The organism is Paracoccus mangrovi (assembly GCF_042648425.1).
GTDB lineage: Bacteria > Pseudomonadota > Alphaproteobacteria > Rhodobacterales > Rhodobacteraceae > Paracoccus > Paracoccus mangrovi.
In genome coordinates this window covers 1-11,127 of record NZ_JBHRXJ010000030.1, presented here as the reverse complement: position 1 = coordinate 11,127, position 11,127 = coordinate 1, and the positions used below count along the sequence as shown (strand labels likewise).

General features: G+C 62.9%; 12 protein-coding genes and 1 pseudogene. 7 read left to right on the top strand and 6 right to left on the bottom strand.

Features of this window, described 5'->3' with window-relative positions; translation table 11 throughout:
• The coding region (locus tag ACFOMH_RS20260) for a hypothetical protein (RefSeq protein WP_377746742.1) at window positions 1-186 on the top strand (186 nt) is incomplete at its 5' end.
• Here the strand turns inward: ACFOMH_RS20260 and ACFOMH_RS20255 are convergent.
• Both ACFOMH_RS20255 and ACFOMH_RS20250 read right to left on the bottom strand, forming a co-directional pair.
• Window positions 187-1,080, bottom strand: coding sequence for a helix-turn-helix transcriptional regulator (locus tag ACFOMH_RS20255; protein ID WP_377746741.1), 894 nt, complete (start codon window positions 1,078-1,080; stop codon window positions 187-189).
• A 605-nt stretch (window positions 1,081-1,685) separates the two neighbouring features.
• The gene (locus ACFOMH_RS20250) at window positions 1,686-4,049 is read right to left on the bottom strand and encodes a heavy metal translocating P-type ATPase (RefSeq protein WP_377746739.1); all 2,364 of its coding nucleotides are present in this window, start codon (window positions 4,047-4,049) and stop codon (window positions 1,686-1,688) included.
• A 100-nt stretch (window positions 4,050-4,149) separates the two neighbouring features.
• Between ACFOMH_RS20250 and ACFOMH_RS20245 the strand changes: the two genes are divergently transcribed.
• The 5 genes from ACFOMH_RS20245 (at window position 4,150) to ACFOMH_RS20225 (ending at window position 6,096) form a co-directional block, all read left to right on the top strand.
• Window positions 4,150-4,431: a metal-sensitive transcriptional regulator gene (locus ACFOMH_RS20245; protein ID WP_036702648.1), complete on the top strand. Its 282-nt coding sequence runs from the start codon at window positions 4,150-4,152 to the stop codon at window positions 4,429-4,431.
• The gene (locus ACFOMH_RS20240; protein WP_377746738.1) at window positions 4,431-4,754 is read left to right on the top strand and encodes a hypothetical protein; all 324 of its coding nucleotides are present in this window, start codon (window positions 4,431-4,433) and stop codon (window positions 4,752-4,754) included. Before ACFOMH_RS20245 ends, ACFOMH_RS20240 begins: the two co-directional genes overlap by 1 nt.
• A 93-nt stretch (window positions 4,755-4,847) precedes the next feature.
• Entirely contained in the window at window positions 4,848-5,327 is a 480-nt protein-coding gene (locus ACFOMH_RS20235) for a DUF411 domain-containing protein (protein WP_119886900.1), read from the top strand.
• A gap of 3 nt (window positions 5,328-5,330) precedes the next feature.
• Window positions 5,331-5,786, top strand: coding sequence for a c-type cytochrome (locus ACFOMH_RS20230; protein WP_119886901.1), 456 nt, complete (start codon window positions 5,331-5,333; stop codon window positions 5,784-5,786).
• Window positions 5,787-5,823: 37 nt separating this feature from the next.
• The gene (locus ACFOMH_RS20225; RefSeq protein WP_119886902.1) at window positions 5,824-6,096 is read left to right on the top strand and encodes a hypothetical protein; all 273 of its coding nucleotides are present in this window, start codon (window positions 5,824-5,826) and stop codon (window positions 6,094-6,096) included.
• A gap of 27 nt (window positions 6,097-6,123) precedes the next feature.
• Here the strand turns inward: ACFOMH_RS20225 and ACFOMH_RS20220 are convergent, their stop codons facing one another.
• From ACFOMH_RS20220 to ACFOMH_RS20205, 4 genes are all read right to left on the bottom strand, one after another.
• On the bottom strand, window positions 6,124-6,774 hold the full coding sequence (locus ACFOMH_RS20220) for a L,D-transpeptidase (protein WP_119886903.1): 651 nt from the start codon (window positions 6,772-6,774) through the stop codon (window positions 6,124-6,126).
• A gap of 81 nt (window positions 6,775-6,855) precedes the next feature.
• Window positions 6,856-7,308 carry a DUF305 domain-containing protein gene (locus ACFOMH_RS20215; RefSeq protein ID WP_010400332.1) on the bottom strand — a complete coding sequence of 151 codons (453 nt, stop codon included), beginning with the start codon at window positions 7,306-7,308 and terminating at the stop codon, window positions 6,856-6,858.
• A 93-nt stretch (window positions 7,309-7,401) separates the two neighbouring features.
• Window positions 7,402-8,001: a DsbA family protein gene (locus ACFOMH_RS20210; RefSeq protein ID WP_230383201.1), complete on the bottom strand. Its 600-nt coding sequence runs from the start codon at window positions 7,999-8,001 to the stop codon at window positions 7,402-7,404.
• 28 nt (window positions 8,002-8,029) lie between these two features.
• Window positions 8,030-9,514, bottom strand: coding sequence for a multicopper oxidase family protein (locus ACFOMH_RS20205; protein ID WP_377746735.1), 1,485 nt, complete (start codon window positions 9,512-9,514; stop codon window positions 8,030-8,032).
• Between the two features lie 654 nt (window positions 9,515-10,168).
• Between ACFOMH_RS20205 and ACFOMH_RS20200 the strand changes: the two are divergent.
• Window positions 10,169-10,622: pseudogene (locus ACFOMH_RS20200) on the top strand (Arm DNA-binding domain-containing protein); the annotation flags it as partial.
• Between the last annotated feature and the right edge of the window lie 505 nt (window positions 10,623-11,127).

The window sequence follows — 11,127 nt, the reverse complement described above, 5'->3', positions numbered from 1 at the left end:
GCGAAATTGGCCCTCAAGGCCAAACCTAGGCGCATCCCCGAAGCCGAAGCCGAAGCCGAAGCCGAAGCCGAAGCCGAAGCCGAAGCCGAAGCCGAAGCATTCCTGTTCACCCGCGTCTTCGACGTCAATCCCGATGATGACGCCTTGCAGGACGATGCGCCCGATCAGGGCGCACCGGCGCCCTGATCACATCCCGGAGCTCTGCGGCTCCTTCACCAGCCTCGTCACCGACCATCCTCCGCTGTGTCCTTTGCGCAGCCAGGCCGCGACCAGCTGAAAGCCGCTCTGCGGCCAGCCCTTCGGCGTGTCGATCAGCACCAGCTCAGCGATGCCGAACCCGGCCTCGTCGAGATCTCGCAGCCGCGCCTTGGTCGTCAGATTGGTCAGCGGCGCGAGCCAGACGATATTCGGCGCGATCCGCATGGCATGGCGGCTGAAATCGCGCAGCCGCGACCAGGGCGGATTGCTCATCACCCAGTCGACCGGCTCGTGCCAGTCCAGGAAATCGCGTCCCTCGGTGATCTCGCACCAATGCCGGGCTAGGCAGGCGGGAAAGCGGTCGTGAAACGCCCCCTGCCCTCTGGCCGGATCCAGCACCGTGCCCGACATTCGCCCGGCGAAATGCCCGATCACAACTGCTGCCAGCTCCGGCGGCGTCATGACCAGATCCTGCGCCAGGCAATTTGTCGCGGGCACCAGACCACCACGTCCCGAGGGAGCCGCACGTAGCACCGACCTGACGCCAAGCACCGCCGCCGCCCTGACCAGCGTCGCGACCGTCGCGCCCAGATCTCGTTCGAGCGCAATGACAACCGGTCGGCTGACCCCGATCCGATTGGCCAGTTGCGCCTGGCTGAATCCCCGCGCCCGCCGCCGATCAGCCAAAGCCCGCGCCGCCTGCACACGATCCGGCGCCCAGCCCCAGCGCAGATCCAGCACCGCCATCACCGCGGCCAACGCCCGCACACCACCCTCACCCCGCTCAAGCGCCCGCAGCGTCGGCAGGCTGATCCCGGCCGAGGCTGCGACTGAGGCTTGTGTCAGTCCACACGAGCGACGCGTTGCGCGCAAGGTGTTCATGTCAAGAATTATTTGTTTTCATTGCGGTCAAAAGGAAATGATTCATGACACTATCTGCACCGAATAATCCCGTCGACGCCAGAGGGAAAGCGTCGAAAAGGGCGGAGAGCCGACTTGCGGCAGTGCGGCGCAGCATTGGCAACAATCTGTATAAGCCGACATTCAGGGGCAAGATCACGAGAGACCGGCACGAGCTAATGGTCGGGCGGGATTTGCACCTACGACCTTCAGGTTATGAGCAGATCAGAGGCGAAATTCGGGCACCCCGTAATTTCAGTATGTTACGGGACAATCGATTGATTTATTGCGATTTCCATGCCGACGCTCAACTGCATTGAGCGACATCTGACGGAACAACCTGCACGAGAACTGCAGCCAAGGGTTGAGGTGGCGTTGAGGTAGATGATTTTTCCAGCATCGTAAGTCTGACAACAAAAGTGCGGCCCATGCGTTGCCAGCAAGAGAGGGCCCGCTGAGAAGAAAACTCACATCTCCAACGGTTGTCGTTTATGTCGTCGCCCTGATGGAAAGCCGCGTCATCTGTTTTGGACTACCCTGATCGGGCTGAAACCGAAATTTCAAACCCACACGCCACCTCCTCAACCCTATAGCTTCACCCGTTTCAGCCTCAGCGCATTGGCGATGACCGAGACCGAGGACAGCGACATGGCGGCGGCGGCAATCATCGGTGACAGCAATATTCCGAAGAACGGATACAGCAGACCGGCGGCAACCGGGATGCCAGCCGTGTTATAGGCGAAGGCGAAGAACAGGTTCTGGCGGATATTGCGCATGGTGGCCACGGCCAGCTTGCGGGCGCGGACGATGCCGGTCAGGTCGCCGCCCAGCAGGGTCAGCCCGGCGCTTTCGACCGCCACATCGGCGCCAGTGCCCATGGCGATGCCCACATCCGCCGCAGCCAGCGCGGGCGCGTCGTTTACCCCGTCGCCCGCCATGGCGACCTTGTTCCCCTTGCCGCGCAGCCCGTCGATCAGATCCTTCTTGCCCTCAGGCAGCATCCCGGCGCGGACCTCGTCGATGCCCAGCTTGCTCGCCACCGCCTGCGCCGTGCGTTCGTTGTCGCCGGTTGCCATGATCACCTTGATGCCCAGATCGTGCAACTCGCGGATCGCCGCCTCGGCAGTTGGCTTGATCGGGTCGGCCACGGCGACCAGACCGGCCAGCCTGCCATCCAGCGCCACGAACATGGCGGTCTTGCCCTCGCCGCGCAGGCGGTCGGCGGTGTCCTCTCCGGTGTCGCAGTCGATGCCAAGCGAGGTCATCAGCGCGTTATTGCCAAGCGCCACGTCGCGGCCATCGACCTTGCCGATCACGCCCTTGCCGGTGATAGCTTCGAACTCCTCGCCACTACCAAGGCTCAACCCGCGCGTTTTTGCGCCTTCGACAATGGCTTCGGCCAGCGGGTGTTCCGAGGCCCGTTCCAGCGCCGCCGCAGCACCGAGCAACTCGCCCTCGGGCACGTCACCGAAGCTGGTCACATCGGTCAGTGCAGGCTTGCCTTCGGTCAGCGTGCCGGTCTTGTCAACGATCAGCGTATCGACCTCGGCCATCAGCTCCAGCGCCTCGGCATTCTTCACCAGCACGCCCGCCTGCGCGCCCCGCCCCGCCGCCGTGGTGATGGAAATCGGCGTCGCCAGCCCAAGCGCACAGGGACAGGCGATGATCAGCACCGAGACCGCCGAGGCGATGGCGAAGACATATGAGGGGCTGGGGCCGAAGATCAGCCAGACGATGAAGGCCAGCACCGCGATCACCACCACCGTCGGCACGAAGATGGCTGACACCCGGTCGGCCAGCCCTTGAATCGGCGCCTTGGACCGCCGCGCCCCGGCCACCATCTGCACGATCTGCGACAGCACCGTATCGGCGCCGACATCGGTGGCGCGGATCGCCAGCGTGCCGTTCTTGTTGATCGTGCCGCCGGTCACGCGGTCGCCCTGCACCTTCTCGACCGGCACCGGCTCGCCGGTGATCATGCTTTCGTCGACGGAGGACCGCCCCTCGACCACCTCGCCATCGACCGGCACGCTATCGCCGGGCCGCACGCGCAAGAGGTCCCCGGCCGTGATGTTTTCCAGCGGCGCGTCATATTCCGTGCCATCGGGCAGGATGCGCCGCGCCGTCTTAGGTGCCAGATCCATCAGTGCCCGGATCGCATCACCGGTGCGTTCCCGCGCCCTGAGTTCCAGCACCTGCCCGACAAAGACCAGGGCGACGATGACGACGGCAGCCTCGTAGTAGGTGCCGACCATGCCGCCCATCCGGTATTCTTCAGGAAAGATACCCGGCAGGATAGTCGCGAACAGCGAATAGAGATAGGCCGCGCCGACACCCAGAGAGATCAGCGTCCACATGTTCGGTGAGCGGTTTTTGAAGGAATCCAGCCCTCGCTGAAAGAAAGGCCGCGCCGCCCAGAGCACAATGGGCGTGGCCAGCAGAAACTCCAGCCAGACGGCGGTGCGGTGTCCGATCCAGTCGCGGACCGGAATGCCTACCATCTCGCCCATGGTCAGGATCAGCAGCGGCACAGCGGCGGCCACGCTGACCCAGAGCCTGCGGGTGAAGTCGGTCAGTTCGTGGCTGGGTTCGTCCGAGGGAATCATCGGCTCCAAGGCCATGCCGCAGATCGGGCAGGCGCCTGGTTCATCGCGCACGATCTCGGGATGCATCGGACAAGTCCATTGCGTGCCTGCCGGGGCGGATTTTTCGACCTTGACCGCCGCGCCCGAGGCGTAGAACCACGGATCGCCGTCGAACTTCGACTGGCAACCGTCCGAGCAGAAATAGAAGGTCTGTCCCTCATAGTCGCGCTGGCGTGCCTCGGGCTTGATCGTCACCTGCATGCCGCAAACCGGGTCGATGGCCTTACCGGGATCAGCCTGTGCCGGTGCGCCACCGTGTGTCCCGTGATCGTGCTGCCTATGCGAATGATCGTGCTTGTGGTCCATGACTCTCTCCCGGCAGATACCTATAGGGGGTATATCAGACTTGCTCTATACCCCTTGAGGGTATAGCACAAGCTGCAGATGTTGAAGTTCGGAGCCCTCCTTGGCGCATGACAAGCAGAACCGAGACGCGATCCTGAAGCGGCTTTCCCGCCTGAACGGTCAGGTGCAGGGCGTGTCGCGCATGGTCGAGGACGGGCGCTATTGCGTCGATATCCTGAACCAGACCGCCGCCATCCGCTCGGCCCTGCGCGGGGTCGAGCGCCTGTTGATCGAGGATCATGCGCGAAGCTGCATGGAAGACGCGATCCAATCTGGCGATCAGGACCGGCAGAGGGTGATGTTCCGTGAGGTGGTTGAATTGATGGACAAGGTGCGCGACTGATGCGGTTCCTGCTGTCGGCCCTGCTTGCTGTCATGCTGGCGGTGACGATGCCGCTGGCCCTGACCGGCGCCGCAACGGCGGAAGCGTCGCAGACGGCCTCGATAGCCGAAACATCCGTGCCGCCGGCCGCGCATGAATGCTGCACCACGCAGCCGGATTCTCCACATGGCGACTGTGCGGCCTGTGCCGCCATCGGCCATGCCGAAGTCACGGCGAACGCGGCCCGGTTGCCACGCCGAATCCGGCACATTCCCCCGCTGCAGGATATGAAATCCGCCAGGCCGCGTTTGCCGCTGCCCCCTCCGCGATCCGCTGCTCTCTGACGCCACATGGCCCGAGTGGCCACAAGTCGATCAACTGCGCCATGACAGGGATGAATGACCCTACGGCGCGCAACATCCCGAAGGACATCAGATATGAGCAACCCCAATTTCTCGCGTCGCGGGGCGATCCTTGCGGTCGCGGCGATACTGTCGACAACCTCTACCCTTGCCTTCGCCGCCACCGGCTCGGATGCAAAGCCGAACCTGCTGAGTGTCACCAAGGACCCCGGCTGCGGCTGCTGCGGCGCCTGGGCCGACCTTGCCATCGAGGCGGGGTTTGAGGTCGAAATCACTGAGGCCAGCGACTATGTCGGCATGAAGCGCGACGCCGCTGTGCCCGAAAACCTGTGGTCCTGCCACACGACCCGGATCGGCGGCTATATCGTCGAGGGCCATGTACCCTTCGCGGCCATAACGCAGCTTCTGGATCAGCGTCCCGACATCTCCGGGATCGCCGTGCCGGGGATGCCCGCCGGCTCTCCGGGCATGGGCGGCGGGGTCGAGGCCACCGCCGAGGTCATCGCCTGGGGCGGCATTGCCGGTGACGGGCGCGCCTTTCCGCTGGACGGATAACAGATGACGCGCAACGCACTCATCCTCATCGCGGCGGTCGGTCTGGCCGCTGCGATCCTGATCCTCTGGCGCGGCAGCGCGGCGACTGAGACAGCCGCACAGGATCAGGCCGTCATCGCGCTTGGCCAGCGGCTCTACGCCGACAACTGTGCCAGTTGCCATGGCGCCGATCTGGAAGGGCAGCCGGACTGGCAGACCCCACTCGCAAATGGCCGCTATCCGGCGCCCCCGCATAACGAGACCGGCCACACATGGCATCACGCCGACGCGCTTCTGGAACAGATCGTCCGTGACGGCACCGCCGCCGTGGTCGGGGATGGTTATGAAAGCGACATGCCCGGCTTTTCTGATGTCATGAGCGACGCCGAGATCGCCGCCGTTCTGGCCTATATCAAATCCACCTGGCCGGAACGCGAGCGCGCAATCCAGAGCCGTATGACCAAGGACAGCGCGTCCTAACACCCCGCGCGTCACCACCCCACCCAAGGAGCTTCACATGAAAAAAAGAACCGCCGCAATCGCGCTGACGCTTCTCATCCTAGCAGGATGCGCGGCACAGACGCCTGATATCGCCGTCGAGGAGGCCTGGCCCTATCCGATCCCGAACGAGGTCGTCGCCATCGCCGGTCCCAATCAAGATCTGACCACGGCTCGCGTCGATCCGGCGGATGACTGCTATTGGTATTACCACGCCGGGCCGGTCGAGACGACGCTGGTGCCGCTGCGCGCCGCAAATGGCAACCATATCTGCAACGCGCGCACGTCCTGACACCCGGCATCGCCGGAGGGCGGCCGTTCAGCTGACGGCCGTCACGCTGCCCTCCGGCGAATAGAGATAGGCCGTCGCGCCGATCTGGACCCGTGGATACAGCCCGTTGATATGGGCCATGACCATGCGGACGCAGCCGGAACTGGCGCGGCTGCCGATCGAGGTCGGAAATGGCGTGCCGTGAATGCGCAGATAGGTGTCGCGCTCGCCGAGATAGAGATAGAGCGCTCGCGAACCCAGCGCGTTCCGGGGGCCGGGCTCCATGCCATTTTCATACTGCGCATAGACCTCGGGTTCGCGCTCGATCATGTTCCGGGTCGGGGTCCAGTGCGGCCATTCGGCCTTGCGCTTGATTGTATAGGTCCCCGGCTCGTAAAGATCGCCCCGACCGATGGCCACGCCGTAACGCATTGCGGTGCCGCCCTCTTCGATGTGGTACAGGTATCGGGCCACGGCATCGACGTGGATATCGCCCGGCACCAGACCGTCATTCGCGACAATCCGCTGCGGCAGGAAACGCTGGTGCAGGCCCCAAGGATTGGGGCCGCCGGCTTCCACCTCGGCATCCCAGGCGGCCTTCTGCGCCGCGTCGGGCCAGGTCGAGGCCATAAGCGGGCTGGCGGCGGAGGCCGCGAACAGCGCCGTCGTCGTTCGGATGAAATGTCTGCGTGTCAGCATGTGATTGCTCCTCGTAATGGTTGTACCTTCAGATGAATGCGGCAAGCGCAGCGGGATCCGCGATTGCCGAACCGTATCGCATCAGCGCCCATCGACCTCGGGCGTCGCCGCTGGCCCGCCTTCCAGATCGGCGATCAGCGCCTTCATCTCCGCGATTTCCAGCGTCTGGGCCTCGATGATGCTGTCCGCCAGCGCCCGCACGCGAGGATCCGAGATATCCGCGCGGGTGGATGTCAGGATCGCAATCGAGTGATGCGGAATCATCGCCTTCATCCAGGCGGTATCATCGACCGTTGCCTGACTGCGAACCAGAAACAGGCCGAGGGCAAAGGCCAGAATTGAAAGGCCTGCGACGGTCATATTGGCGCGCTGGTTGCGATACATCCCAAGCATGAAGGCCAGCATGATCAGCGCCATGGCGCCGCCCATGTAAAGCGCCATCCACATCCGGGTCTGGCTGAAAAAGACATGATCCATCGCCCAGGTGTTCAGATACATCAGCCCGAACATGATCACCGTCGAGGTAGCGATCATCGCCGCAAAACGGCCATAGCTTCCGCCGCTCTGGCTTCCTTGGCTATTGTGTCGATCAGAATTATCCATAGCGTTGTCCTTTCGTGAAATGCTTCAATTGCCACGCGAGGCCGCAACCAGTTCGGCCAGTTCCGTTGATGAAATGGCGCCAAAGCGCGAATCCGATCCGGCGATGAAGGTGGGTGTGCCGACAAGCCCCATCGCCTCGGCCAGCGCATTGGACTGCTGGATATGTTGGGCAATCTCCGGGCCGCCCATATCGCGCTGCAACTGCTGAGTGTCTAAACCCATGGATCGCGCAACACGCAGGACGCTGGCCCTTTCGGCCCGGGGTTTCTGACTCATCAAGGCGCGATGAAAGTCGGCGTAGCGGCCCTGCTTGCGCGACGCCAGCGCCGCGCGGGCCGCGAAAACCGAACCCTCGCCAAAGACCGGCCATTCCCGCATCACCATCCGCAAGCCGGGATCGGCTCCTAACACGGCATCCACCACTGGCATCATCGCACGGCAGAACTGGCAGTTATAGTCGAAGAACTCGATCAGAGTCGCATCGCCGTCAGGATTGCCGAAGATCGGCGCATTCGCGTCATGTTCAAGCTGCCTGCGGAATTCGGGTGGAAGCGAATGACCAGCCCAAGATAGGCGCGGTGCGATGGCCATCGCCGGGGCGGTAAGGGCCAGGGTCAGGATCATGCGTCGCTGAAACATCATGTCACTCCCGTCACGCCGAGACAGCGAACGTCGTCATCATGCCGCTGGCAAGATGCGGCATGTGGTGACAATGCAGCATCCAATCCGCCGCCTCGCCCGCATCCAGCGCCACCGTGACCATCGACATGGGCGGCACATAGACCGTGTCGCGCAATGCACCGGAAAACCGTCTGCCATTGATCGCGACAACTTGGAAATGATGGCCATGCAGATGCATGGGATGGCCCATCATCGACATGTTGTGGAACATGATCTCGACCCGCTGGCCTGTTTTGGCCGTAACCGGAATCCGATCCTCGAACACGCGGTCGTTGATGGTCCAGCGATAGGGCTGCATCTGCCCGCCCAGCATCACCATGGGTGATGCATCGGCAACTCGTTCCGTCAGCGCAGCAACGGCCCGCAAGGCGGCTTCCTGTGCAAGGTCGATATCGAATGCAGGTGCGGCCTCGTCTGCCATCCCAAGCATGACCGGCACCTTGGCGCCAGCGGTCGCAAGGATCAGGCCGGTTCGTTCATGCGCCCCCTCGCGCAGCGCAAGGATTGGCCACGCGCCGCCGCCTGCGGGCAGGTCAATTTCGATATCCAGGCGCTGCCCCATGGCAAGACCGAAGCGCGTCCCCGGCAAAGGCTGCACCGGCTGGCCATCCACCGCCACAAGCCGCCCCGGAACCTCACCGCTGTCGATCCAGAACACCGTGGCAGCAGCCGCATTGATGATCTGCAGCAGGACCCGGCCACCCTTTTCTACCCGCACAACTTCCGGGTCGCTCAATGTGCGGTCATTCACCAGATAGGCATCGAAATCGAAGTCGTTCAGGTCCATCTGCATCCCGGTCATGCCGGGCATGGACATGCCGCTCATTTCCGACATCCCATTCATGGCCATACCGCTCCCCATGTCATGACCGGCTGGTTGCGACATTTCGGCTTCGGCGGCCTCGTCATGCCCCTTTCCCGAGCGGATTTCGTCCAGCACCTCTTCCGGCGGGCGGAAGGAAAAATCATGCAGGAACATGGTGACCTCTTGCCGATCAACTCGCAGATCCTCAGGGCGGCGGACGATCAGGGGTGCGGCCAGCAACTGCATCTCCTGAATGGGCACATGGCTGTGCATCCAGTGCGTGCCTGCTGCGGCCTCAAAATCATAGGCACGCGTCTCTCTTGGCTTCAGCAGCGGCATCGGCATATCGGGAACGCCGTCCTGCGCGTTCGGCGGGATCTGTCCATGCCAATGAATGATCGTCGGCTCGGTCAGATCATTGGTCAGGTCCAGCAGGAAACGCTGGCCCGGATCCAGAATAAGCCCGGGTGTTCCGTTGCCGTTGATCAGCCCGAAAACCGTGGCGGCGCGGCCATCGATGTCAAGCGTGCGCGTCGTTGCCTGCAATGCCAGCGCGGCTGGCTGAGCAAAGCCTGCGCGCGGGATGGCAAAAGCTGCGGCCATGGCAGCGGATGCGGTCAGAAAGCCGCGGCGATTCAGTGTGCAAGTCATATGAATAATCCATCAGACCCCGTAGGGCGAACCATGTTCGGCACCTTGAAAGGTGCGGCAAGCAAGTGTTCAGATGGATTTCGGAGGGCGGTATCCGGGGCCGACCAGAAGGCCCTCACGTGTCTCCGATATAGAGTGCCATTTCAGCGAATGCTCTGTCTCAACAGGCGCAAGTTGCGCGGCAGCAAGCCAGGGCGTAGATGTGCCGACACATACAATCGCACAGGCATCGGTCATATCGTGCCGAGAGGTTTCCCCCGGAGAGCCGTGCTCATGCCCGCCTTTGTCACCGGGATGGCTGATCGAAGCGACAACGTGATCGGCCGACAGTCCGGCTGTGCCAGCACTTTGCCCATGCTGCGTCACGCCCGCGAACACGAGCAGGACAACAAGCAGAGAATATATCGCGCGGCACATCATGTGGTTGAGTTGGAACCGATGAAACTAGCTTGACAATACGCAGGACAGGCTCTCGTTGCAATTCACGGTTTAATCAACAGAGGGTGTAGGTTTCTCCCTTCAGAGCCATTGACCGGCAGCCCTCCCCCGAGGTTCTGCCACCTTCCGCCTCCCCGCCGGTCTGACCGGCGATGTATGACTTGCCATGCGCGCGAGGCTGAGCCTCATGTGGGATGCAAGTCGGAGGCACTGGGCATGGTGAAGCGATTGAGGTTGAACGAGAAATCGGTGCGCGAGGCGGCACCGGAACCGGGCCGGGACTATCAGATCTTCGACAGTGAGGTGCGGGGATTTGCCATCTGCATCTACCGTTCCGGAAACCGGGCCTTCACGCTGGATTACCGACATGCCGGGCGGCAGCGGCGGATGACGCTGGGGCGCTGGCCGGAATGGTCGACGGCGGCAGCGCGGGAACGGGCGAAGGAATTGCGCCGCGACATCGATGCCGGGGGCGATCCGCTGGGCGCGAAGGAAGACGGGCGGGACGCGCCCGCAAGCTGCAGGGATCGAAACCAACGCCGGTGTGCGCCAACCGGGTCGGCGAGGTGCTCCGAAAGATGTTCACCTATGCGCAAAGCTGGGCTGGAGTGAGGACAATTCGGCATCGGGATTACGCCGCCGGATCGAGAACCCACGCGAGCGGTTCCTGCCACTGGGGGACCAACAATCGTGGTCGGAAGTAAGTGGTTGCCGCTTGCCGTCAACGGGCCAACGTAAAATGCCGCGCCAAGCATGCAATGGCAGGTCTGGTGATTGCTGCAATGTAGCGCCGAACTGAGCGCAAAAGTCCGCTCTGGGCCGCGTTTTCTGCTGCACAAGCGAAAGGCCTGCCTTGCTGCCGCCAACATGAGTGTCGGCGATGGGCTCTAATTGCCGCCGTTCGGCTCGTCGGGGGCAATCCTAGTAGCGGACATGAAATCAGGTGGGGCACGCCGCTGACCTATTCGACAGTTCGCGATTCGAGCCGATTGCGGCAGATAATTGTCGTCACTTATCTACGTCGTCGAAGATCGAGCGCTTTACGGCAGCATCGGTCGAGGACGGCTCTGCCCTCTTCTGAACCGCCCCGGGTTTACCGGAGAGTAAAACACTCAAAGGATGAGCCCTATGACCAAGCAGAGATTCACCCCCGCCTATCCTGCCGAGCTTCGCGA